A 23,337-nucleotide genomic window follows, 5' to 3' on the forward strand; every position below is an offset into this window, starting at 1 on the left:
AACGCACAGTACGCTCATGATCGTGCATCGGCGCTGCGCCGCTTTGGTGCACGGTCCGACGCGAGCCCGCGGCAGGGCGCGAGGTACGCAACGCAAACGCAGTTCACACAACACCAAACGATTTATACGGGTTTGTCCAGCAACGGCATAGAGCTTGCTTTTTTGGCGGGCTGCCCCTTCGTCGAGGAGTCCGGAGTGTCCATACGCGTCGCGTTGCATCACGTTACTCATTACCGCTACGACAGGCTGGTCACGCTGTCACCTCAGGTCGTGCGGCTGCGGCCCGCGCCGCATTGTCGTACGCCGATCCTGTCGTACTCGATGCGCGTCGAACCCGCGAGTCACTTCATCAACTGGCAGCAGGACGCGTTCGCCAACTATCAGGCGCGGCTCGTGTTTCCCGAGCGGACGCGTGAGTTCAAGGTGAGCGTCGATCTGGTCGCCGAAATGGCCGTCTACAACCCGTTCGACTTCTTTCTCGAACCGTCGGCCGAGCAATTTCCATTCGACTACGCGCCGGAGCTGGCGGCCGAACTCGCGCCCTACTGCGTGAAGCGGCCGATGACGCCGCGCTTCGCCGAGTTCGTCGCGAGCATCGACCGCACGCCGGCCGGCACCGCGAACTTTCTCGTCGCGCTGAACCAGCGGCTGCAACACGGGATCCGCTACCTGATCCGGATGGAGCCGGGCGTGCAGACGCCCGAGGAAACGCTCACCAACGCATCGGGCTCGTGCCGCGATTCGGGCTGGCTGCTCGTCGAGACGCTGCGGCAGCTCGGCTTCGCCGCGCGCTTCGTGTCCGGCTATCTGCTGCAGCTCGCGCCCGACGTCAGATCGATCGACGGTCCGAGCGGCACCGAAGTCGACTTCACCGACCTGCATGCGTGGTGCGAGGTCTATCTGCCCGGCGCGGGCTGGATCGGACTCGACCCGACGTCGGGGCTGCTCGCGGGCGAAGGGCATATTCCGGTCGCGTGCACGCCGGAGCCGGGCAGTGCGGCGCCGATCTCGGGCGCGGTCGACGAATCCGAGGTCGAGTTCGAGCACACGATGTCGATCGAACGCGTGCTGGAGTCACCGCGCGTCACGAAACCGTATAGCGAAGCCGCGTGGAACGACGTGCTGAACATGGGCGCGCAGGTCGACCACGAACTCGCCGACATGGACGTGCGACTGACCATGGGCGGCGAGCCGACCTTCGTGTCGGTGCGCGATCGCGACGCCGCCGAATGGAACACCGACGCGCTGGGGCCCACCAAGCGCGGCTATGCGGTCGCGCTGATGGACCGGCTGCGCGAACGCTACGGCGCGAACGGCTTCCTGCATATCGGCCAGGGCAAGTGGTATCCGGGCGAGCAACTGCCGCGCTGGGCGATGTCGCTGTACTGGCGCGCCGACGGCGAGCCGTGCTGGCACAACCCGGCGCTGTTCGCCGATGAACGCGAGCCGGGCCGCTACACGGCCGGCGACGCGCAACGTTTCATCGCGCATCTGGCTGCGAAGCTGTCGCTCGACGCGGACTGCATCCAGCCCGGCTACGAAGACACCTGGTACTACCTGTGGCGCGAGCGTCGCCTGCCGGTCAACGTCGATCCGTTCGACGCGCGTCTGGACGACGAGCTCGAACGCGTGCGACTGCGGCGCGTGTTCGACGCGGGGCTCGCGAGTCCGTCAGGCTACGTGCTGCCGCTCGGCCGCGAGCGCGGCGCGCCGGGCATCACGCCGACATGGATCACGGGCCACTGGTTCTTCCGCGACGACCGCATGTATCTGATTCCCGGCGATTCGCCGATGGGCTACCGGCTGCCGCTCGAATCGCTGCCGTGGGTGTCGAAGACCGACTATCCGTATCAGCACGCGCACGATCCGTTCGCGCCGTCCGAGCCGCTGCGCACGGCCGCGCAGTTGCGCGTGCAGTACGCAGGCGGGCGCGAGGGCGCGCAGATCGCCGATGAAGAGAGCAGCGCACGGCAGGCGGCTGCGCTGTCGTTATCGGCGGCCGATCTGCTGAGCGGCATGCCGCACGGCGGCGTGCTCGCGTATGCGCCGCAGCGCGGCGACGCGTCACTGCCGGAGCGCGGTCAGTCGTCGCCGGAGACGCTGCGCACCGCGGTGTGCGTCGAGGCGCGCGACCCGAAACGCGCGGCCGGCCCGGAAGCCGAAGCCGATTCGTTCGGCAGCGGCCGTACGCTGCTGCACGTATTCATGCCGCCGCTGACCGATCTCGACGATTATCTCGACCTGCTCGCCGCGGTCGAAGCGACGGCCGACGAACTGAAGATGCAGATCGTGCTCGAAGGCTATCCGCCGCCGCGCGACCCGCGTCTGAAAGTGCTGCAGTTGACACCGGACCCTGGCGTGATCGAAGTCAACATTCATCCGGCCGCGAACTGGGACGAACTCGTCGATCACACCGAGTTCCTTTATCAGTCGGCCGCGCACAGCTATCTGAGCAGCGAGAAGTTCATGCTCGACGGGCGCCACACTGGCACCGGCGGCGGGAATCACTTCGTGCTCGGCGGCGCGACGCCGGCCGACAGCCCGTTCCTGCGCCGGCCCGATCTGCTCGCGAGCCTGATCGCGTACTGGCACAACCATCCGTCACTGTCGTATCTGTTCTCGGGGCTGTTCATCGGACCGACGAGCCAGGCACCGCGTGTCGACGAAGCGCGCAACGATCAGGTCTACGAACTCGAGATCGCGTTCTCCGAACTGCAACGCCAGGTCGATCTGCTCGGCGGCCGCGACAGCGGCAACCTGCCGCCGTGGATGATCGACCGCGCGCTGCGCAACATCCTGATCGACGTGACCGGCAACACGCACCGCGCCGAATTCTGCATCGACAAGCTGTATTCGCCCGACGGCCCGACCGGCCGCCTCGGCCTGCTGGAGCTGCGCGGCTTCGAGATGCCGCCGCACGCGCGCATGAGTCTCGTGCAGCAACTGCTGCTGCGCGCACTGGTCGCGCGATTCTGGCGCATGCCGTACACGCAGCGGCTCACCCGCTGGGGCACCGAGTTGCACGATCGCTTCCTGCTCGGCACCTTCGTGAAGATGGATTTCGACGACGTGCTCGCCGAGCTCGGCGAAGCCGGCTTCGCCTTCGATAGCGCGTGGTTCGCGCCGCACTTCGAATTCCGCTTCCCGCTCGTCGGCGAGATGACGCTGAGCGGCATCGACCTGACGATCCGCAATGCGCTCGAACCATGGCACGTGATGGGCGAGGAGGGCGCCACCGGCGGCACGGTGCGCTATGTCGATTCGTCGGTCGAACGGCTCGAGGTGCGCGCGCTCGGGTTGAACGGCAATCGTCACGTGCTCAGCGTCAACGGCGTGCCGCTGCCTTTGCAGCCGACCGGCCGCGTCAGCGAGTACGTGGCCGGCGTGCGTTTTCGCGCGTGGCCGCAGCCCTCGGCGCTGCATCCGACGATCGGCGTACACGCGCCGCTCACGTTCGACCTCGTCGACACATGGAGCGGCCGCTCGCTCGGCGGATGCCAGTATCATGTCGCTCATCCGGGCGGGCGCACCTATCAGACCTTCCCGGTCAACGCCTACGAGGCGGAAAGCCGGCGACGCGCGCGCTTCTTCGCGTCGGGTCACACGCCCGGGCCGCTCGTCGTGGGCAGACCGCAGCGCAGCCGCGAGTTTCCGTTCACGCTCGATCTGCGCCACAGTTGAAAAACACGCATCACTGACAGCAAACGACCTTGGCCTTTCAATCGACTTTGCCCTTCGAAGCGTCCGCCATGCCGGCGGACGCTTCGTCCCTGTTGCGATTGCTGCCGGGTCATGACGGACATTGGGACGAGCTGCGCGACGCGTCGGGCGCGCTGCGCGAGCCGTGGCGGCAGTTCTTCGCGCTGCTCGACGAAGAAGGCGTGGCGCGGCTCGCGGACCATCACGCGTCGATCGCACGGCAGATCCGCGACAACGACATCAGCTACAACGTCTACGCGGACAACGGCAAGTCACGGCCATGGGCGCTCGACCTCCTGCCGTTCCTGATCAGCGAGGCCGAGTGGGCGCACCTCGAGCGCGGCGTCGCGCAGCGCGCGCATCTGCTCAACGCGATCGTTGCCGACATCTACGGACCGCGGACGCTGCTCGAACATGGCCAACTGCCGCCCGCGCTGGTGTTCGGCCATCCGGGCTATCTGCGTTCGGTGAAGGGCTTCACGCCGCCGGGCGGTCAGTATCTGCAGGTCGTCGCGCTCGATCTCGCGCGCACGCCGGGCGGCGAGTGGAGCGTGATCGCGCATCGCACCGAGGCGCCGTCCGGTCTCGGCTACGCGCTTGAAAACCGCCTGATCGTGTCGACGCTCCTCGCGGAGCCGTTCCGCTCGCTGCGCGTGAGCCGGCTCGCGCCGCTCTATTCACAACTGATCGCGACGCTCGTGCAGGCCGCGCAAGCGACGATGCGCAACGGGGAAAGCGCCGACGCGTCACCGCATATCGCGCTGCTCACGCCCGGACCATACAGCGAAACCTATTTCGAGCACGTGTTTCTGGCGCGCTATCTCGGCGTCACGCTGGTCGAAGGCAAGGATCTGACCGTGCGCGGCGACCGGCTCTATCTGAAGACCCTGGCCGGCCTTGAACGCGTGCACGTCGTGCTGCGCCGTCTCGACGACGCATTCTGCGACCCGATCGAACTGCGAGCCGATTCGACGATCGGCGTGCCGGGGCTGTTGCAGGTGATGCGCGCGGGCAATGTGATCGTGTCGAACGTGCCGGGCTCGGGGTTCGCCGAGTCGCCGGCGTTGCACGGTTTCATGCCGCGTATCGCCGAAGCGTTGCTCGGCGAAGAGCTGCTGTTGCCCGGCGTGCCGACCTGGTGGTGCGGCGAACGGGCCGCGCGCGAGCATGCGTTCGCGCGTCTCGACAACGCGTTCATCGTACCGACCTGGCCGCTCACGGGACGCGACGCGCCGCCCGGCATCGAAGGGGGCAGGCAGCCGCTCGCGGCATGGCGCGAGCGCATCGACGCGTTGCCCGACGCGTTCACGATCCAGCAGGAGCAGCGCTTTTCCTGCACGCCGCGCTTCGAGGAGGGCACGATCGGCGGAAGGCCGTCGGTGCTGCGCGTCTATGCGATCGCCGACGTCAACGGCGGCTGGCACGTGATGCCGGGCGGTTTTACGCGCATGGCCGCGGAGCGTCAGACCACGGTATCGATGCAGCACGGCGGCAGCAGCGTCGATACCTGGGTGCTGTCGAGCCAGCCAAGCTCGACCTTCACACTGCTGCCTTCGCCGATGCAGCCCGCCGAACTCACGCGCAAGCATCGGACGGTATCGAGCCGTGCTGCGGAGAACCTGTTCTGGGCGGGCCGCTACGGCGAGCGGGCGGAAAACAACGTGCGTCTGCTGCGGCTGATTCTCGGCTCGCTCGAAGGCAACGACGCCGATTCGATGTTCGCGACGCTGGTCGAACTCGCGACATGGTGCGGCCTCGTGCAGCCTGGCGACCTCGCGTCGCCGCACGGGCCGCCGTCGCCGCAGACGTTCGAGCGCGCGCTCGTTGCGAATCTCGGCGAGAGCGCGGGCAGTGTCAGCATCAGCCAGAACCTCAATTGCCAGGCGCGCGCGAACGGCGAGGTGCGCGGGCGCTTGTCGAATGATCATTGGCGCATGATCCTCGCGGCGCGCAACGACTTTCAGGACGCGTTGCAGGCGCTGCCGCCCGCCGTGGGCGCGGGCAACGGCGGCGCGGGTGCCACGAGCAGCGGCAATGCGTTCGATCGATACGACCGCGTGATGCTGGCGAATGCGCTCGAGCATCTGTCGGTGCAGCTATCGGCGATCAGCGGCGCGCAGGGCGACCGCATGACGCGCGATGAGGCGTGGCGGCTGCTGTTCGTCGGGCGTCATATCGAACGCGTCGCGACGATGGCCGCGTTCATGCGCGACGTCGCCGCGAACGGCCAGCTCGCGACGCCGGCCGGCTTCGACCTGCTGCTGCAAATGTTCGACAGCACGCTCACGTATCGCTCGCTGTATCCGGGGCGTTTCGAAGTGCCGGCGCTGCTCGATCTGCTCGTGATCGAACCGCATAATCCGCGCGGCATTTATGGCGTGTACGAGCGCCTGCGCAACAAGCTCGACGAGATCGCCATCGCGGCGGGCAGCGTGCGGCATCGGCCGTTCGCGGAGCTGCTGCCGCCCGTCGAATTGCTGCCGTCGCTCGAATCGCTGTGCGAGGTCGACGAACAGGGCTCGTATGGCAAGCTGATTGCGCTGTGCGATCAGATCGGCAGCTTCGCCAATGCGGCTGCGCATGAGATCAGCGCGCGCTATTTCAGTCACGCGACCACGGTTGCCTCGCAGGTGTGGGTATGAAGCACGCGCCGACGGTGCTGTCCGTTTCGCATCGCACTACCTATCATTACTCGACGTATGTCGAAACCGCGCAGCATCTGGCGACGATCCGGCCGCTCGCGTGTCCGTGGCAGCGTGTGATCTCACGGAGCGAGCGGATCGAGCCGCAGCCGTCGTATCGGCATAGCCGTATCGACGCATTCGGCAACGACGTGCTGTACTTCGCGCTCGATACACCGCACGAGCGTCTGCAACTCGTCAGCGAAACCACGGTCGCGCTGACCCCGCGCTGGACCAACCTCGACGCCGAGGCCACCCCGCCCTGGGAGAAGGTGGCCGAGGCGCTGCGGTTTCGCGTGGGCGGCGCGTTCCGTGCCGAGGCGGAGTACTGCTTCGCTTCGCCGAATATTGCGCTACGGCCGTCGCTGCGCGCGTATGCGTTGCCGAGCTTCGCGCCCGGCCGGCCGCTCGTCGCGGGCGCGATCGATCTGATGCATCGGATTCACGAGGACTTCGCGTACAAGCCGTCGGCGACGCTGTTCGATACGCCGGCCGAACGCGCGTTTGAGCTGAAGAGCGGCGTGTGTCAGGATTTCGCACAGGTGATGATCGGCTGTCTGCGCTCGCTTGGTTTGCCCGCCCGCTACGTCAGCGGCTATCTGCGCAACGATCCGCCGCCGGGACACCCGCGCCTGATTGGCGCGGATGCTTCGCACGCCTGGGTATCGGTGCATTGTCCGGCCAGCGGCTGGATCGATCTCGATCCGACCAATGACGTGCTCGCCGATCTCGATCATGTGACGCTCGCGATCGGGCGCGATTACAGCGACGTGTCACTGCTTCGCGGGACGATTCTTGGCGGCGGCGCGCATCGGATGGAAGTCGGGGTGACGGTGCTGGAGTTGTGATTGCGGGCGCGGTTCGGTGCCGGTATTGGACGGAGATCGGCCGACTATTGGCCCCGCAACTCATTGTCGAACAGAACGCGAATAAGCCGAATCGCGTTGACTGTCTGTGGCCCGGAACGCTGATCGATCATCTACGATTGTTGCCCTGCTCGCGCAATTCAGGCTTCGATATCGCATTTGTGCCAGTCTTTGCCGCGCTCGCGCATCGGTGTGGCAAGTACTCTCATGGGCTTCGTAATGGCTATCTGGATCAGGAATTCTCGGCACGGGGAAAGCGCGAACAATTCCGGCGCCTTTACCGCGTGACTTGCAGAATTCCCATCATTGTCACCGCGTTTCGCTGCGCGATATCGCGATAGCAGTTGTTGAACAGGACGACAGCCTGGAGCACTGCGGATTCACATCTTCTCCTTCACCCCTGAACGGATCAGCCACCAATTGACGGGGTAGCTGGTGGCGAATCCTGCGAGCATGGCGAGCTGCATGGCGAACCAGAACTCCGGGCTCGCGACTTTCGCGATACCGCCGTAAGCCGGTTTAAACCAGAGAAACTGGATGACGGCCATGAGTCCATACATGCCGACCTGCCACGCCGTAATCGAGGCGATATCGGCTTTTGCGGCCGCCAGCACACCCGCGCCAACTGACAGCCCGCGCATCGGTTTGATCGTGAAGTACTGAAACACGATGCCGATCAGAAAGGCGACGATAAAGTCTGGGATCCAAACGGCAAACGTTTTTTCGTTAAACACCGTGTGCCACCCGAACCAGACCGCCAAGGCGGGAAAGGCGAAAGCTGACCATTCGACGATGATGTCGCCAAGCGTACAGCCGGCACCGCAGTGACTGGTTCCTTTCATTACCATCGCTGCGAACGGCTGCGCCTCTTTCTTCTTCCCGGCGTCCGGAGCGTTGCGCCCCCACGCGTAGTAGGCAGCAACCCAGATGACGGTACCGAACAGTGCCGTGAGCGGCCACACGAGATTCATGATCCACATCTTCTGCGGGTGTCCAACTTCGTCGACCACGAGGGCGACGGCACAGATCGCGCCCAAAACGATCCACGCAACTGAAAGAGTGTGCAGCCAAGAGGGGAAGGTTCCGTAGGTCATCGCTGTTCGTGCTGGCGGCCTTGATGTCGCGCCGGAAGCAAGCCGCGTTCCCATCCGGTGACCGGTGTTGGAGGCGCTTCGGTCAGTCAATGCAACGGAGCCAATGTCGGGTCATGGGACCCTGAGCCGACGGTGGACCCAGCAGCACATATTCGGCAGCTTCCAACTACAGCGGCCATTCACTCCTGCCAGTCGCTCGGCGGGTCATCGGCCGAAGTGGCCATGGCCGAGATTGGCCGCGAGTCACGGCTAACGTCCATTCCAAAACCGCTATTATCAATGTTCGCCCTAAAGGAGAACAACCGATGAGCCGACCAGATTTCATCAAACACTGGACTGAACTCGAAGAACCGGATGCGCATTCCTATCCCGCCGATACCGAGCCAATGGCGTTAGACGCGCCGCTTTCCGCCGCACTCGGCATTACGCGTATTGGCATTCATCATGTGAGGCTTCTGCCAGGCCGGCGGACGTCATATCCGCATGCAGAAAGTACCGAGCAGGAGTTTGTGTACGTGCTCGAGGGCAAGCCCGATGTCTGGATCGACGGCGTGCTGCATCCCATTGCTGAAGGCGATTCCGTCGCATTTCCGGCAGGCACCGGAATCTGCCACACCTTCATCAACAATACGAAGGACGAAGTCAGGCTGATGGTGATCGGCGAACGTCCGCGCGACGACAACCGTATTCGTTACCCGCTCAACGAAGCGCACGAACTTACCCGCGCGGACCGCTGGGTGGACTGGCCCGCTAGACCACTCGGCGACCATAACGGGATGCCGGACTGAGGCTTACGCGGATGACCGCAATGGCCGATGAAGCACAATTCGTCCTCGCGAATTGAATGGCCGCTCGCTGGGTGGATCCGACATCTGAACGTCCGCGCAACGGTGCGGGCGAATGACGCTCATGGCCCCGGAAGAGACCTCCATTTTTTCCGGGAGCGGTCATTGAAGCAGCTATCGTCCCGACTCTGCACCGGATATCGACAACCGGTTAGCGCTGCCCGACGATGCGAAGCGAGACCGATTTAGTGATCCTCGAGCAAGTCACCAAGGCGCTTGGAGTAATGATTCAAAAAATCGCGTGTGATCGCGTAATGCTCGGTATCTTCGTAATCTATTTCGTAGATCCCGGATGAATCAAATTGATAGATTTTTGCCCGCGGATAAGCAAGAAGAATGGGCGAGTGTGTTGCAATAATGAATTGCGATTCATCCTGAACAAGCTTATGAATGGCGGACAACGCCGCTAGCTGGCGAGTTGGGGAGAGAGCGGATTCTGGCTCATCCATAATATACAAACCATTTCCGCGAAGCTTATTCAAAATTGTGGCCATAAACGATTCGCCGTGTGAAACCTTATGAAGCGACCGACCGCCATAGCCTTTGAGGTAGTCCACCTCATCCATATAAGTTGCAACGTTGTAAAAGCTTTCGGCCCGTAGAAAGTATGAATCGGACGGCTTGCGGAAACTCTTTCTTAATCTAAGCATCGCATGAAGAGAAGAAACCGTATCGGCAGTACGAAATTGAACGCTCTTTGTTCCGCCCTCAGGTCCGAATCCAAGTGCCACAGCAATTGCTTCAACAACGGTCGATTTGCCAGACCCGTTTTCCCCGACGAAAAATGTAACGTCGGGATGAAACTCTAAAGTACCCAATTCACGGACAGCCGGGAGCGATAAAGGAAAAGCCTCGAAATCAAATTCGAGGTCATCGCGCAAAGACACTTGTTGCAGGTAGGGTTTGGGTTCGAGAGCCATGGCGACGCCAATCGAAGGAGAATTCGATTGTCTCATAGACAGTTGTTGTCGAAATGCGTCCGCAACCCAGGCTCCCGGCGCGATTGTCGGCGATCCTCGCGCAGGATCTGGTGGACCGCTTTTGGGCCGGCTGGCGACATCCGCGTCGGTCTAGCGAATTCGCGCCGGCAATCTGGCCATCACGTTCCTTCGCTGTGGCTCCGCGGTCCAGATAAGCCCTGCGATTGCTGCTCCCACCGGGTGATTACATCAAGGCGGCGAAAGTCGCGCACTCAGGCGGTTCGGTCTATTGTGTAGCTCCCTGGGACGATCGTCGTCGGCGGCCGCACATCGGACCGCACGGGGTGTAACGGTGTTGAATTTGCGATGGCGGGTTCAGTTCGTTGCCGGTATCCAAGTGAGTTCAGCCATAATGTAGAAAACGTCGCCGGAGTTGGCCCGCTCATGAAGTCCCGTTGCTTGGCAGCAGTTCTCGTCGTTCTCGCTACCGGCTGCACAGCGACTCCGGCGAACAATCAGCCGGCGGTCGATACGCACGCCTACTTTCTGCACGCTCCAGACGGCGCATCGTCCGCTGACTCCACGTCAAGACCACCGAGACTCACTGTCGGCACCAGCTATTCCGACACGCAACTTATTCTGCCCTGGTTCCTCAATGACCTGATCGACTTCGTGAACTATCGCTAGTCTGGTAACTGGCAGTTGCCGTCCGGTGCTTTCAAGCAGGGCGCCGGCCCGCAGTAAGGCTATGTGCAAACATTCCATCAACCTACGACTCCCGCCCGCGTCCTCACGAGGGCCAGCGGGCGTTTCTTCCTGTGCTTTTCGGTGTGGTTCGGAACGCGGAATTTTCCTCGGTATGCCCGCTTGCGTGCACCGCCAGCGGCAACAAAAGGCGCGCGGGGCGATCCTGTGGTTAGCGTGGCTAGGAAACAGCCGGCGGGCGTGACAGTAGTGCTGGCGTGACAGCGCGTATCACTCAAATCGGCTAGGTGAACTATGATGATAGAAGCTGCATTCATCAGCGCAGGAGCACATCATGACCTCCAATCCATCCGCTGAGCCGACCGGCACCTCTCTCGACCCCGCGCAAACTTCCGCCGGCAAGACTCGCCAGCCCGATCCGAAGGGCCTGCAAAATCCGGCCCCAGACGACCTTCCTAACGCCGACGCGGCAGAGCCCGAGCCTCACGAACACCTTCCGTCCAGAAGCGACGACAACTGATTCAACACCGCCGGTGCCGACGTCGTCCGCATGACAATCCACACGGCAGGTTCGCGAGTGGATCGCACATGCTTTCGCGCCGACGCCGTGAAGTCGGGGAGAGCGCTCGCGGTTCACGCAAATGGCTCGATGCATTTCGTCCAACAAAGTCACGGCCCAGGTTGAACCGCACAGGAGCAGATCATGCAGAACGTGCTGGTAGGTTATGACGGGTCGGCGTCCGCGCAATATGCCGTTGCTTTCGCGGTCGATCTCGCGAAGCGTTTCGACGCGCGCTTGCATGTGCTCGTCGTCGCGCGCACGCCGGACTGGGGTGCGATAGAAGTTGAGCGAAAAAGTCTGATCGATCTGGAAGTGCGCCATGCCACCGCGATCCTCGACGACATCAAGGCGAAGCTGGCCGCTTCGATCGGGGCCGTGGAGTTCGATCTCGTGGTCGGCCCGCCGGCAAAGGAGATCGTGCTGTACGCGGAACGGCATGCTATCGACCATCTCGTGGTGGGGCATCGCGGACATACGCCGTTCGATCGCTGGCTGATCGGTTCGGTCGCCCGCCAGGTGCTCGCCTACGCGCCGTGCGCGGTCACCATCGTGCGCGATCCGGCGACGATGAAAAAATCGCGGCATGAGAGCGAAGCACCATCGGCATAAAATCCGCGCCTGGCCAATCACGCACACGGCTTGCGCGATTGCGACCACGTAGCGCCTATGGCGTCTTCCGGCCAGCGCTCGTCGAGTGCTCACCCGATCTCTCTCCGGTCATTTACAGCCCGTTAGTACTACTGTGTCACATAACTAATGCACGCTCTATTGTCGTACAGGAGGAGAGCCATCGTTGCATGAGTCTTTGTCCAAGCAGGATGCGTAACGTAGTAATGGAATCAGGAACGTGGCGTTGAGCGCGCTGGACTGCCCCGGGGGATGTAATCCGAGGGAAGGGCAGGCAGCGCGCGTTCAAGGAAGTTTTTTTTATCGCGTCCATCTGATTGCATTCGGAGTCGCTGAGCGATCAGAAACCCATACGCAGCGATACTCAGTGTGGCGTGGTGGTGAAAGCCACGCCAGCCACGCCCTTCATAATGACCAAGCCCGAACTCCTGTTTCAGGTCCTGATAGTCGCGTTCGATGCGCCAGCGCATCTTGGTCACGAACACAAGCTGCTCAAGTGTCGCCTCCTCAGGGGCGGTAGTGAGAAAGTATTTGAGCGGCTCCGTATCGCCCTCAGGCCATTCAATGAGCAGCCATTCTTCGTCGCGAACGGTACTTCGCCAATAGTCGCGATGTGCGGGACGAACCCGCACGGCGGCAAAGCGCGAGGAAAGTGCTGCGTTGCTACCTTCGCGCCAGGTTACGGATTGCCAGGCGTCCACGGGTAATTGCATGGCCAGTTCCTTCACGGCGATCGGCTCGTGGCCGGGCGCACGGCGCAACAATGTCGGTGGCTTGCCGCGCCCGCTCCAGGGCCTGGGCGGAAGGGGCGCCGTACCTCGTGTCCACACAGAGGTGCCCGGCCGGATCCCTACCGCGTACAACAAACCCAGTTCCGTTACGCCATTCCGGAAAGCGGTTTCGTCGCCGTACCCGGCATCGGCCAGCACGATGCCCGGCGCAACGCCGGATGCTATAGCCTCGCGAAGCTGGGCCAGCGCAATCTGTGGCTTGGTCTCGAAAGCCAGATCGTCGGGAATGCCCGCACGACGGGCACGTTCCCGGTCGTCAATCCATTCCTTGGGGACATACAACTGCCAGGCAATCGGCAGGCTGCCGCGTTGTGTCGCGATCGACAGGCTCACGGCGATCTGACAGTTATCCTGTTTGCCCAGTTGCCCACAGTATTGCCGCGCTACGCCAACCGAATGCTTGCCCTTCTTCGGGAAGCCCGTGTCGTCAATAATCCAGTAATAGCCAGCCTCTTCAGCAGCGTGCAGGCCTAACGCGGGCATCACCCATTCGCGTACCCGCTCAAGGACCGCCCGGTCACACCATTCTGCCTTGGCCACAAAATGATGGAGTGACTGGTGTTTCGCACTCGCGTGAACTGGGTCAATATGCGCGGCCATCGGCTCGACGCTCTTGCGTGACAACGGCATTACCAAGCCCGAACAGTAACCCTTGAGGCCGGCATGGCGATCGGCGTGCCCTAACGCCTGCGCCAGATGATTCAGATACGCGTCAAATTCGTCGACATCTTCTCTCATCGCGATCACCCGAAGTCTCTATTATTCAATACTACCAGGTATCGCGTCGCTACAAATGGATTTTATGACACAGTAAGATTAGGGCAACACTGGAGAATCATGAAATTGCAAAAGATCAAAGCTGGGAAACTGCTGCAGATGATGGGCTCAGGACAGACGCGACCGATCGAGCAAGCTGGAAGCGGCTTGAGCGTGGAGGCGCTGAGAACGCTTGCGTCGACGAACAAAAGCTCGCATAGCCGCGCCTATCAGCTCGCTGCCGAAACGCCGGAGCTCATGATTCGCATGCTGATCGTGGGTTACTGCTTCGGTGTCCGGTCCAAGCGACGGCTATGCGCAGACCTTTGAGCTTCCTCGACGACATCATCAACTTCGTCAACTATCGCCAGGCATCGATCGCGTCGCGCGGCTCTTCACATGATCGATGAACGCACGCAGCTTCGGCATGATCTGGCGGCGGCTCGGATAGTAGAGAAACACGCCCGGGACCATCGGCGCGTACGCCTTCAGAACGTCCACCAGCTTTCCCGTTCGCAACCCCTCGGCGGCCATCGGCTCGGGTAGCTGGGCAAGGCCAATGCCTTCGATCGCCGCGCCCAGCACGCTCGGGAAATCGCTGGCGATGAAAGGACCGGAGACGGCGATCTCGATCGGCTGGCCGTTATCGTTGAACGACCACAACGCGAGCGCGCCGCTGGAGCGCCGCCATCGAATGCACGCATGCTTGCGCAGATCGTCCATTTGCTCGGGGCGGCCGCGCGCCGCGAAATAGTCGGGACTTCCCACGACGACAAATCGGAACGGCGCCGTGAGCGGCACCGCGACCATGTCGGCGGCGACGAACTGACCGAGCCGGATGCCGGCGTCGAAGCCTTCCATCGCGAGATCGATCAGTTCTTTGCTGGCCGCTATTTCCACCTCGACCTCGGGATTGGCCTTGCAGAATGACGCGATCAGCGGCTCCAGCAGGATCGGCACGACTGCACGCGGCACGGAAAGACGCAACAGGCCGGACGGTCGCTCGCCGAGTCCGCGCGCCACCTCGCTGGCGGCGATGAGTTCCTCGAAGGCGGGCTTGGCGCGAGCGAGAAAGCGCTCGCCGGCTTCGGTCAAGCCGACGCTGCGCGTGGTGCGGATGAAGAGCGTCGCACCGAGGCGGGCTTCGAGCACACGCACCGCCTGACTGACGGCCGACGGCGTCACGCCCAGTTGCGCAGCGGCCCCGCGAAAGCTGCGATGCTCGGCAACGCTGAGGAACACTTCGACGCCGTCGAGCGCGCCCTGCCTGACTGTGAAGTTCTGCTTCATAGCCTGTCAACATTGTGAGGAATAGTCACCCGCGCGAGATGATGGTACACCTTACACCTGCGCATCCAACATTTGACAAGGAGGCACCATGTCACCGCGACTTCTGTTCCAGTTGCACCTCGTTTTGGGCTATGTCGCCTGGCTGCTGTGCTTCGGCACCTACATGTGGCCGAAGCTCAAGTCGATGGCTCCATTCGACGCGCAACGCGCGATCGCCACGTTGCACAGCTTCCGCTTCTTCGGGCTCGCCTTTCTGTTGCCTGGTGTCGTCAGTCCGCAACTGTCCGCGAGCTTCGCCGTGTTCGCCGCCTATGGGGATTTCGCCACGGGAGTGCTGGCGATGCTGGCGTTGCTGACGGCCCGGATACGTCCGCTTTTCTGGTCGTTCGTCGTCGCTTTCAATCTTGTTGGTATGGCCGACCTGATCATCGACTACTACCACGCAACCGCGGCCGATCTGCCCGCGCATGCAGGCGAGCTGGGCGCCTTGTACGCGATTCCGATCATCTATGTGCCGACGCTGGCGATCACGCATGGTGCCGCCTTCTATCTGATGTTGCGCCCTCGACTGAAGCGGCATCACGCCCGTCCTTCCGTCGGCCGTGACATTTCCCAGGCGTAGCCTGCTGCACTGGCCGCAGTTCGGCCACGTAACGAGGAATCCGATCGACATCGAGCGGCGCTTTTACGCCTTCCACCTGCGTTATGCTGTCGGTCGTCGAGTCGATGCTCGCGGCCTGAACGAAGCAGGTGCGCAAACCCGGACTGATGCGGCCGGGTGGTACCCTTCACTGGCACTTCCGGCTTTCGTGCATGCGACCTGATTCTCGCGTCCCTCGGCCCGACGACGCGAGCAAACGCCCGGAACGACCACTGAATTCAGCGAGGTGCCGACGTGAAATACTGCATGCTATTGCTGCCGCTCGTTCTCGCCGCCTGCGCACAGGCACCGGAAGTGACAGCGCCGGCGCCATCGGCAACCACGGCGGCCGCCAACCCGGCGTCGCCGACCGGCACCGATCTGCTGACGCGGTACCACTGGCAACTGAAGAACGCGATCGATCGCAATGGCACGCACATCGATGCCCTGTTCGTCCGCCCAGACAGGCCAGTGCAGCTCGACTTCAGTCCGTACCGGATCACCGTCGTCAATGGCTGCAACAGCATGGGAGCGGGTTACACCGTCAGGAAAGGGCATTTGCAGATCGGCCCGATGGTCAGCACGATGATGGCCTGCCACGATGCCGCGCTTGCCGCACTCGACGATGCGATCTCGCAGCGTGTGCGCGGCAGCGTCGACGTGACCCTGCTCGCGCGGGACAACGCGCCGAGCCTGCAACTGATCACCTATAGCGGCGACACGCTGAGCTTTACCGGTGTGCCCACGGCCGAGACGCGCTACGGCAGCCCCGGTCAAATAGCGTTCCTTGAAGTAGCGGCGCAGTCCGTGCCGTGCAACCATCCGTTGATGCCGAACGCGCAATGTCTGCTCGTGCGCGATCGCTTCTTCGACGAGCAGGGCCTGGCGACCGGCACGCCTGGTCCGTGGCATCCGTTGAATCAGGATATCGAAGGCTATACGCACATGCCGGGCATCCGTAACGTCGTGCGCGTGAAGCGTTTCACAGTCAGGAACCCGCCTGCCGATGGGCCGTCGGTCGCATATGTGCTGGACCTGGTCGTCGAATCGGAGAAGGTGGGGCAGTAACGACTCTTCAAACGTGCCGCCAGACACATTGGCGGCCTCCTGGGTCGACGTTGGTTGCGATGTACGCAACGAGGCTCACTGTAGACGTGAACGTCGCGGCGAATTTCACCTGTGCAAGCCAGTAGGCGCTGTTCAACTGACGTTGAAATGCACGCGGATGTTTTGCGTGCTTTCGACGGGCCGGCCATCGCGCAGCGCGGGAAAAAAGCGCCAGCGCCGCAACGTTTCGAGCAGCAGTTGATTGAGACGGGGGTTCGGCGTCGCGTGAATGAGCTCGACATCGACGGAGCCGTCGGCGTGGATCGTGAAGCGGGCTGTCGCGATCGTCTGATAGGCCTGCTCGCGCAAGTCGTCGGGCAGCGTCGGTAGCGGTTGCGATATGGAGCGGGCGGCGGTGTTGGAGCTTGCCGAGGCGGCTGGAGCGGCGTCGCGCTGTGCGGATGATTGCTGCGATTCCGCGGCGGCCGTTTGTTCCGGATGATCATCTTGCGACGGGCGTTGTGTCTGACTAGCAACCGGTGCCGACGGCGCTGCGGCAGCGGGCGTCGTCAGCGTCTGCGGCCTGGTTGGCACAGGCGGCATCGCGCGATGCGCTGAGGTACGCGATTGCGTCTGCGCGTGCCGTGGCGCCTGTTCGGCTGGAACCGCAACCGGAGTTTGCGACGGACGGGATTCAGGCGGCGCAGGCTCGTCGAGCACGACCACGCGCATATCCATTGGAGCAGGCGGTGGGGCTGGCTGACTCGACTTCAGCAATCCGGACGACAGCGCAGCCAGCACCAGAAGCCAGATACCCAGCGAGATCAGACAAGCGACGGCGGTACGCAGCGTTCCCACAACGTGCGCCTCGGACAGCTCGCGGCAAGCTTTATTCACGATGCACGGCGATCAGAAAGTGTTCGGCGCCCGCGCGTCGCGCCGCGAGCATGGCCTGCACGACCGCGCCGTGACCCGCGTGATCGTCGGCCGCGATGACGACGTTGCCGTCCGCGCGCAGCAGGCGCTTCACTTCAGGCTCGATCTGATCCGCGCGAACGACGTGGCGATTGACCGAGACCTCGTCGTTGCCGTTCACCGATATCGTGAGCGGCTCGCTAGTGCTGATCGGCTGCGCGCGTCCCGAAGGCAGATTGATCCGCACCGCGTCGAGACGTTGCATCGCCAGCGACGCGAGCATGAAGGTCGCGAGCAGAAAGAACATCACGTCGATCATCGGAATGATTTCGATGCGGCCGCGCCGCGAGGCGCGCGAGCGTTTGAGTTTCATCCGCGTTCGCCTCGCGCCTCTTGTTGCAGGCGCAGCGCGCTGAGTCGCGCGTTGGCGAACAGTTCGAGTTCATCCATCAGACGCTCGAGCCGCCGTGAAAAATAGTTGAACGCGAACAGTGCGAAGACCGCGACGATGAGTCCGATCGCGGTCGCCACCAGCGACTGCGCCACCCCGCCCGTGACGCCGCCCGGATCGACGAGCCCATTGCCGCCGAACAGCTGGAATGACTTCATCATCCCGACGATCGTGCCGAGCAAACCGAGCAGCGGCGCCGCCGTGACGATCGTCTCCAGTAGCCACAGACCGCGGCCCATGTCGCGCTCGATCTGCGATGCGATCGATTGCGTCGACGCCTCGCGCAGCCACAGCGGCGAGTCTGATTCCGACAGCCACGGCGCGGCCATGCGCCGAAACGCGTGGTGCGGGGCGAGACGGTCGAGACGGTTGTCATCGGCTGACGACGTGGGTTGCAAAAGACGCGCCGGTGCGCTCGCGAAGCGGGCGAACACATACGCCCGCTCGATGATGATGGTCAATGCGAGCACGCCGAGCACGCTGAGCGGATACATGATCCATCCGCCGGTGCGCATCGCCGCGATAAAGCCTGTCCATTCCTGCATGATGATTCTCCCTGCCGTCGATCAGAAGTACTTGGTCACGCCCGCATAAACCGCGAAATGCGGACCGTACTGCGGCGCGCCGACGCCGATGCCCGAGCCGTCACGCAACTCGTACACGCGGTTGAATGCGTTGATCACCACCACACGCGCGTCGAACTTGCCGATCATCGGCTCGTTGAAGTGCTGAATTACGCCGAGGTTGAACTGCGCATAGACGGGCAGGCGGTCGGTGTTCGCAAAGCCGCTGCGCAGGCCGGAGCCGACGATTCCGTCGAACGTGAAGGTGGTTTGGTGGAAGTCGTATGCCGCGCCGAACGATGCGGTCACGCGCTGGTCGTGATCGAGGTACACCCAGTTGTTCGAGATGTACGCCAGTTCGTCCGCACCGAAATTGAACTGCGCGGAGTTGATGTTCTTGCCTTGCGCGCGGCTATACGCGAGGTTCAGATACGCGGAGAGATTGTCCTGTTTGTAGTTGGCGGTGAATTCGACGCCATACGTTCTGCCGTACTGGTAGTTGAACGGCGCGTAGATCAGAGCGGAACCGAACTGTCCTTCGTCGAGCAGGTCGGTCGATTTCTTGTAGTACGCGTCGAGTCCGAGCGTGACGGCAGGGCCGAGTTTCTGCGTGATGCCGAGATCGAAATAGTGGCTGCGTTCCGGCTTTACGGGATCGTTCTGCGTTACCGAACTCTGATTCGTCGTGCCGTCGAACTTCGATATCGTCGAGCCGGACACGAGTTCGAACGGTGGCGGCGTGAAGTAGCGCGCGTAGCCGGCGTGCAGCGTCGTCGACGGCGTGAGCGTGTACACGAGGCCGACGCGCGGGCTCAACTGGCTCGCGCTCGTGTACTCGTCCATCCGGTCGTAGCGCAAGCCATAGTTCAGCGTGAGCCGGTCGGTCAGCTTCCATTCGTCCTGCGCGTACAGGCTGTACAGATAGCCGGTCTTGCTGCTGCTGTCCTGGATGTTGAAGGGCACGTCGGAGAGCTGGTTGCCGTCCGCGTCGGCGGGGAACACAGCCACGTTATTGTCGAATACCGCGTGTTCCTGCTGGAAGAAGACACCCGCGCGAACCGTGTGCCTGTCGTTGATGCGCCAGGTCGTATCGACCTGCACGCCGTTGGCTGTGTTGCTATGAAAGTCCTCCGATGCTACGCCGTTGAACATCAGGTCGCCGATCGGATCGGGGTTGAACTTCGTGCGCGTATAGCGGGTAAAGAAGGCGACCTGGTAATCGAGCGCGCCGCCGTTGGTGCCTTGAAGCGCGACCGCCGCGAAATTGTTGAGCTCCGATTGCGTTTCGTTCAGTTGCGACGAATCAAACGTGCTTTGGCCGTTGAGCGCGAAGTTCGGCGTGAGCCCCGGCGTGTTCGGAATCTCGAACTGGTTGCTGGTCGCGCCGAACAACAGACTCACACGAGTGAGCGGATTGATCAGATACGACAGATAGCCGAATGCATTGCCCTGGCGCGTGTGATCGTGAATCGCACTGGCGCTCGCCGTCGGATTCTCGATGCCGAGATTGTTCATGCCGAGCGAGCCGCTCAGGTAGTAGCTGAACGGTCCCTCGCTGCCGAACACGTCGGCGCTCGTTTTGACGGTCTGATGGCTGCCGCCGAATACGTCGATCGAGCCGCCGCTGGCCATGTCGCCCGATTTGGTGCGGATGTCGACGATACCGGCCGTGCGGTAGCCGTACTGCGCGGGCAGGGCGCCCGTGAGCAGGTTCAATTGATCGATGATGCGCGTGTCGAGCGACTGGCCGAAGCCGCTGATCGGCTCCGGAATGATGATGCCGTTGATCCGGTATTGCAGATTGGCGTGCTCGCCGCGCACGTGCAACTGGCCGTACGAGTCGTTGGCGACGCCGGGCGCTTGCAGCAGCACCTGATTGAGCGGCGTGTTCGCGCCCGCCGGCATCGTGGCGATATCCGCCTGCGTGAAGCGATAGACGCTGCTGCCCGTTTCGGGCAGCAAGCCGTTGCGGGCAGCGTTCAGACGTTGTGCGTTGACCTGCACGTCGAGTGTGTCGCTCTTTTGCAGTTGTACGCTGACGCTCGCCGGGGCGCCGGACTGGGCGGTCGCGATGCTGCTGCCGCTTGCAAAACCGGCCGCGGTGACGACGACCGCATACGTGCCGGGTGCCACGCCGTCGATCGAGAAGTGGCCCGACGTGTCCGTGTTCGACGCGCCGATGGAGGCGCCGCTCGCGTCCTGTACCTCCACTTTCGCGTGAGCGACGGGATGGCCCGCGGGATCGGAGACCGTGCCCGTCAACATGGCGTTGCCTGGCGCGCCCCATGCGTTCGAGATGGCGGTACAGAACACGATCGCCGCCTGTGTGGTCAGTGTGCGTTTTTTCATTGTTGTTGCTTGCGCTAAGGACGATGAATTGATGAACAGAAGCGTTCGGCAAAAGCTCACCCACCTCGCCCCTGGCCGGCAGGGGAAGGACAGGCGAACTGGAAGTTGACGACGCGCGATAGCAGGCCCGTCGATCAGGCCTACTTTTCGATGAGAACGGTAATGGAGATGACGGTCATAAGTGGTCGTTGAGCATGGACTGTCCGCTCATAGGTCGGACGGATTTTGTTGGACGTCGCAGTGGGACCGTGTGAAAAACGGCAGGGCTGGAGCGCCAATTTTTGGTCATGTTATAACATAACAATTATAGCTGGCAAGCGGCAAGATTGAAGGCCGCAGTAGCGCAACGGGTGCGGCATTTGCCCGTTGCCATTCGAAAAACTTGACACAGTGCATATGCACACATAGACTTCGCTCCATGAACCGTCCTCTCTCCTACGACGAATGCAACTGTTTCGCGCTGCGCCAGGCGGCGCGGCACGTCACGCAGATGTACGAGCGCCATCTCAGCGGCGTCGGGCTGACCGCTGCGCAGTTCACGATCCTCGCGAAGCTCGCGCGCACACCGAACCTGCCTATGGCGGAGCTCGCGGACGCGATGGTGATGGAGCGCACCACGCTGGTCCGCGCGATGAAGCCGCTGCAGCGCGACGGCCTCGTGCTGGCCGAGGCGGCGGACCACGACAACCGCACGTTGCTGTTCAGCCTGACGGAAAAAGGCGAGACGACGTTCGATCAGGCCTCCGTCGCATGGCGCGCCGCGCAGGACGAATTCGAAAAGAAGTTCGGCCGCGCCCGCGCAAAGACGCTGCGTACCGAGCTGTTCAGCATCACCGATTAGATCGCGCGTAGGAACCCGCTTCGGCGGGTTTTATGACGCCGCTTAATGTGCATATGCACTAACTAGCAAAGGAAGTGAAGCGAATGGAAGCGCTTTTCGACGACGACTGCTTTGCGATCCGCCAGGCCGCGCGTCACGTATCGCAGATCTACGACCGGCATCTGTCGAATGTCGGGCTGACCATCACGCAGTTTTCTCTGCTGGGGGCGCCTGAAGCGCACCGGTCCGATGACGATGAAGCAGATCGCCGAGGCCATGCGCATGCAGCGCACCACGCTGGTCCGTACGATCCAGCCACTGCGACGCGACGGAATGGTATCGAGCGAGGCAATGGGCGCGGATGCGCGCGCGCTGCTGATCTCGCTGACCGCCGAAGGCGAAGAGCGCTTGGCTGCGGGCCGCGCGCACTGGTATGCCGCACAGGCCGAATTCGAACACCGCTTCGGCGAGGAGCGCGCGGCAGCGCTGCGCACCGAGTTGTCTGCCATCACCCGGGATTTGCTTTGACATAAACGCTGAAGGTAGCGGAGGCCGGCGCACTGCGCCGTTTTTTTCAACCTGATGAGTGCATACGCACATATCGACACATGTCCACAACTCCTTCGACCGTCGCGCCGCCAAGCGCGGTACAACCCGCCAGACAGGCTCGGCGTATCCCGTGGATGCTGCTTGCGATCCTCTCCGTCCTCGTCGCGCTGGCGCTGGCCACTTCGTACTGGTTCTTCGTCGGCCGCTTCGTCGAGAGCACCGACGATGCATACGTCGGCGGCGACGTCACGGTGATGGCGCCGAAGGTCAACGGCTTCGTCACCGACGTGCTCGTGCACGACAACGAGTTCGTGCACGCCAACCAGGTGCTGGTGCGTCTCGATGCCCGCGACTATGACGCGCGCCTCGCCCAGGCCAGCGCCGAAGTGGAGAGCGCGCAGGCCGCCGTCACCGAACTCGAAGCGAAGAAATCACTGCAACTCGCGGCGATCAACGAGCAGGCCGCCGAGGTCCGCGCGTCGGGCGCCGAGCTCACACGCAGCGCCGCCGACCAGACGCGCTATCGCGAACTCGTGAAAGACGACGCGGTGTCGAACCAGGTCGTCGAGAAGGCCGACGCCGATCTGACCAAAGCGCGCGCCGCGGTCGATCGCAGCAGCGCGGCGCTGCTCGCGGCGCAACGGCAGATTGCAGTGCTCGACGCGCAGATCGGCGACGCGAAAGCGCGCATCGCGACCGCGCAGGCCGCGCAGCGCGTCGCCGCGTTGAACGTCGAGTACACGACGATCCGCTCGCCGATCGATGGCTATGTCGGCAATCGCACCGCTCGCGTTGGGCTGCTCGCCAACACGGGCGTGTCGCTGCTGACCGTCGTGCCGGCGAGCGGTCTATGGATCGACGCGAACTTCAAGGAAGATCAGCTGCGCAAAATGCATTCGGGCGACAGCGTCGATGTCGAACTCGATGCGTCGAGCACAAAGCTGCACGGCGTGGTCGACAGTCTTGCACCGGCGACCGGTGCGACCTTCAGCGTCTTGCCCGCGGAAAACGCGACCGGCAACTTCACGAAGATCGTGCAGCGCGTGCCGGTGCGCGTGCGCCTCGACGTGCCGAAGGACATGCAGGGCGTGCTGCGTCCGGGCCTGTCCGCGACCGTGAAAGTGCACCTCGATGCGGGCCATCCGGCCGCGCAGGGATGAACCGATC

The 23,337-nt window shown here is 62.9% G+C and carries 19 protein-coding genes and 1 pseudogene; 12 read left to right on the forward strand and 8 right to left on the reverse strand.

Annotated features, from left to right (window positions below; translation table 11 throughout):
- Positions 1–195 precede the first annotated feature (195 nt).
- From OKW44_RS15230 to OKW44_RS15240, 3 genes are all read left to right on the forward strand, one after another.
- Complete coding sequence (locus OKW44_RS15230; protein WP_018423529.1) at positions 196–3,681, forward strand: transglutaminase family protein; 3,486 nt, start codon at positions 196–198, stop codon at positions 3,679–3,681.
- 68 nt (positions 3,682–3,749) lie between these two features.
- Positions 3,750–6,341: a circularly permuted type 2 ATP-grasp protein gene (locus OKW44_RS15235; RefSeq protein ID WP_018423528.1), complete on the forward strand. Its 2,592-nt coding sequence runs from the start codon at positions 3,750–3,752 to the stop codon at positions 6,339–6,341.
- Positions 6,338–7,228 (forward strand): transglutaminase family protein, encoded by an 891-nt coding sequence (locus OKW44_RS15240; RefSeq protein WP_018423527.1) that lies wholly within the window; start codon positions 6,338–6,340, stop codon positions 7,226–7,228. Before OKW44_RS15235 ends, OKW44_RS15240 begins: the two co-directional genes overlap by 4 nt.
- Positions 7,229–7,626: 398 nt before the next feature.
- On the opposite strand, the gene OKW44_RS15245 is transcribed toward OKW44_RS15240, so the two are convergent.
- Positions 7,627–8,340 (reverse strand): DUF4396 domain-containing protein, encoded by a 714-nt coding sequence (locus OKW44_RS15245; RefSeq protein ID WP_018423525.1) that lies wholly within the window; start codon positions 8,338–8,340, stop codon positions 7,627–7,629.
- 305 nt (positions 8,341–8,645) lie between these two features.
- Between OKW44_RS15245 and OKW44_RS15250 the strand changes: the two genes are divergently transcribed.
- Entirely contained in the window at positions 8,646–9,128 is a 483-nt protein-coding gene (locus OKW44_RS15250; protein WP_018423524.1) for a cupin domain-containing protein, read from the forward strand.
- Between the two features lie 242 nt (positions 9,129–9,370).
- On the opposite strand, the gene OKW44_RS15255 is transcribed toward OKW44_RS15250, so the two are convergent.
- Positions 9,371–10,105 carry an AAA family ATPase gene (locus tag OKW44_RS15255; RefSeq protein WP_018423523.1) on the reverse strand — a complete coding sequence of 245 codons (735 nt, stop codon included), beginning with the start codon at positions 10,103–10,105 and terminating at the stop codon, positions 9,371–9,373.
- 1,039 nt (positions 10,106–11,144) lie between these two features.
- Between OKW44_RS15255 and OKW44_RS15260 the strand changes: the two genes are divergently transcribed.
- A complete protein-coding gene (locus OKW44_RS15260; protein ID WP_084754338.1) occupies positions 11,145–11,330 on the forward strand; it encodes a hypothetical protein in 186 nt (61 codons plus the stop codon).
- 183 nt (positions 11,331–11,513) lie between these two features.
- A complete protein-coding gene (locus OKW44_RS15265) occupies positions 11,514–11,981 on the forward strand; it encodes a universal stress protein (protein ID WP_018423522.1) in 468 nt (155 codons plus the stop codon).
- 230 nt (positions 11,982–12,211) lie between these two features.
- On the opposite strand, the gene OKW44_RS15270 is transcribed toward OKW44_RS15265, so the two are convergent.
- The gene (locus OKW44_RS15270) at positions 12,212–13,528 is read right to left on the reverse strand and encodes an IS701 family transposase (RefSeq protein ID WP_018423394.1); all 1,317 of its coding nucleotides are present in this window, start codon (positions 13,526–13,528) and stop codon (positions 12,212–12,214) included.
- A gap of 99 nt (positions 13,529–13,627) precedes the next feature.
- Here OKW44_RS15270 and OKW44_RS37005 point away from each other — a divergent pair, with 99 nt between their 5' ends.
- Positions 13,628–13,876, forward strand: coding sequence for a transposase (locus OKW44_RS37005; RefSeq protein WP_018423521.1), 249 nt, complete (start codon positions 13,628–13,630; stop codon positions 13,874–13,876).
- Between the two features lie 27 nt (positions 13,877–13,903).
- Here OKW44_RS37005 and OKW44_RS15280 read toward each other — a convergent pair whose 3' ends face one another.
- Positions 13,904–14,836 (reverse strand): LysR family transcriptional regulator, encoded by a 933-nt coding sequence (locus tag OKW44_RS15280; protein ID WP_018423520.1) that lies wholly within the window; start codon positions 14,834–14,836, stop codon positions 13,904–13,906.
- Positions 14,837–14,924: 88 nt separating this feature from the next.
- Between OKW44_RS15280 and OKW44_RS15285 the strand changes: the two genes are divergently transcribed.
- The gene (locus OKW44_RS15285; RefSeq protein ID WP_018423519.1) at positions 14,925–15,458 is read left to right on the forward strand and encodes a DUF8737 domain-containing protein; all 534 of its coding nucleotides are present in this window, start codon (positions 14,925–14,927) and stop codon (positions 15,456–15,458) included.
- Positions 15,459–15,731: 273 nt separating this feature from the next.
- On the forward strand, positions 15,732–16,544 hold the full coding sequence (locus OKW44_RS15290; protein ID WP_026226357.1) for a DUF4377 domain-containing protein: 813 nt from the start codon (positions 15,732–15,734) through the stop codon (positions 16,542–16,544).
- A 132-nt stretch (positions 16,545–16,676) separates the two neighbouring features.
- Here OKW44_RS15290 and OKW44_RS15295 read toward each other — a convergent pair whose 3' ends face one another.
- From OKW44_RS15295 to OKW44_RS15310, 4 genes are read right to left on the reverse strand one after another with little or no spacing between them, the layout of a single operon-like run.
- Entirely contained in the window at positions 16,677–17,420 is a 744-nt protein-coding gene (locus tag OKW44_RS15295; RefSeq protein ID WP_239499223.1) for an energy transducer TonB, read from the reverse strand.
- A complete protein-coding gene (locus OKW44_RS15300) occupies positions 17,413–17,811 on the reverse strand; it encodes an ExbD/TolR family protein (protein ID WP_018423516.1) in 399 nt (132 codons plus the stop codon). Before OKW44_RS15300 ends, OKW44_RS15295 begins: the two co-directional genes overlap by 8 nt.
- A complete protein-coding gene (locus OKW44_RS15305; RefSeq protein ID WP_018423515.1) occupies positions 17,808–18,434 on the reverse strand; it encodes a MotA/TolQ/ExbB proton channel family protein in 627 nt (208 codons plus the stop codon). The genes OKW44_RS15300 and OKW44_RS15305 overlap by 4 nt, the downstream gene beginning before the upstream one ends.
- Positions 18,435–18,455: 21 nt before the next feature.
- Positions 18,456–20,801, reverse strand: a complete 2,346-nt coding sequence (locus OKW44_RS15310; protein WP_018423514.1) for a TonB-dependent receptor — start codon at positions 20,799–20,801, stop codon at positions 18,456–18,458.
- Between the two features lie 418 nt (positions 20,802–21,219).
- On the opposite strand from OKW44_RS15310, the gene OKW44_RS15315 reads away from it, so the two are divergent.
- The 3 genes and pseudogenes from OKW44_RS15315 to OKW44_RS15325 all read left to right on the forward strand — a co-directional run bounded on the left by OKW44_RS15315 (position 21,220) and on the right by OKW44_RS15325 (position 23,330).
- On the forward strand, positions 21,220–21,642 hold the full coding sequence (locus OKW44_RS15315) for a MarR family winged helix-turn-helix transcriptional regulator (protein ID WP_018423513.1): 423 nt from the start codon (positions 21,220–21,222) through the stop codon (positions 21,640–21,642).
- Positions 21,643–21,725: 83 nt separating this feature from the next.
- Positions 21,726–22,149 (forward strand): annotated as a pseudogene (locus OKW44_RS15320) (MarR family winged helix-turn-helix transcriptional regulator).
- An 80-nt stretch (positions 22,150–22,229) separates the two neighbouring features.
- Positions 22,230–23,330 (forward strand): HlyD family secretion protein, encoded by a 1,101-nt coding sequence (locus OKW44_RS15325; RefSeq protein ID WP_026226355.1) that lies wholly within the window; start codon positions 22,230–22,232, stop codon positions 23,328–23,330.
- Positions 23,331–23,337 lie beyond the last annotated feature (7 nt).

Source organism: Paraburkholderia lebeckiae (genome assembly GCF_050436325.1).
GTDB lineage: Bacteria > Pseudomonadota > Gammaproteobacteria > Burkholderiales > Burkholderiaceae > Paraburkholderia > Paraburkholderia tuberum.

Bases quoted from the DNA above. Each gene is read 5' to 3' on its own strand.
- OKW44_RS15285 (WP_018423519.1), top strand. From the start codon at position 14,925: ATGTCACCGCGACTTCTGTTCCAGTTGCACCTCGTTTTGGGCTATGTC.
- OKW44_RS15315 (WP_018423513.1), top strand. From the start codon at position 21,220: ATGAACCGTCCTCTCTCCTACGACGAATGCAACTGTTTCGCGCTGCGC.
- OKW44_RS15300 (WP_018423516.1), bottom strand. From the start codon at position 17,811: ATGAAACTCAAACGCTCGCGCGCCTCGCGGCGCGGCCGCATCGAAATC.
- OKW44_RS37005 (WP_018423521.1), top strand. From the start codon at position 13,628: ATGAAATTGCAAAAGATCAAAGCTGGGAAACTGCTGCAGATGATGGGC.
- OKW44_RS15260 (WP_084754338.1), top strand. From the start codon at position 11,145: ATGACCTCCAATCCATCCGCTGAGCCGACCGGCACCTCTCTCGACCCC.
- OKW44_RS15235 (WP_018423528.1), top strand. From the start codon at position 3,750: ATGCCGGCGGACGCTTCGTCCCTGTTGCGATTGCTGCCGGGTCATGAC.
- OKW44_RS15325 (WP_026226355.1), top strand. From the start codon at position 22,230: ATGTCCACAACTCCTTCGACCGTCGCGCCGCCAAGCGCGGTACAACCC.
- OKW44_RS15305 (WP_018423515.1), bottom strand. From the start codon at position 18,434: ATGCAGGAATGGACAGGCTTTATCGCGGCGATGCGCACCGGCGGATGG.
- OKW44_RS15310 (WP_018423514.1), bottom strand. From the start codon at position 20,801: ATGAAAAAACGCACACTGACCACACAGGCGGCGATCGTGTTCTGTACC.
- OKW44_RS15255 (WP_018423523.1), bottom strand. From the start codon at position 10,105: ATGGCTCTCGAACCCAAACCCTACCTGCAACAAGTGTCTTTGCGCGAT.
- OKW44_RS15280 (WP_018423520.1), bottom strand. From the start codon at position 14,836: ATGAAGCAGAACTTCACAGTCAGGCAGGGCGCGCTCGACGGCGTCGAA.
- OKW44_RS15265 (WP_018423522.1), top strand. From the start codon at position 11,514: ATGCAGAACGTGCTGGTAGGTTATGACGGGTCGGCGTCCGCGCAATAT.
- OKW44_RS15270 (WP_018423394.1), bottom strand. From the start codon at position 13,528: ATGAGAGAAGATGTCGACGAATTTGACGCGTATCTGAATCATCTGGCG.
- OKW44_RS15240 (WP_018423527.1), top strand. From the start codon at position 6,338: ATGAAGCACGCGCCGACGGTGCTGTCCGTTTCGCATCGCACTACCTAT.
- OKW44_RS15250 (WP_018423524.1), top strand. From the start codon at position 8,646: ATGAGCCGACCAGATTTCATCAAACACTGGACTGAACTCGAAGAACCG.
- OKW44_RS15245 (WP_018423525.1), bottom strand. From the start codon at position 8,340: ATGACCTACGGAACCTTCCCCTCTTGGCTGCACACTCTTTCAGTTGCG.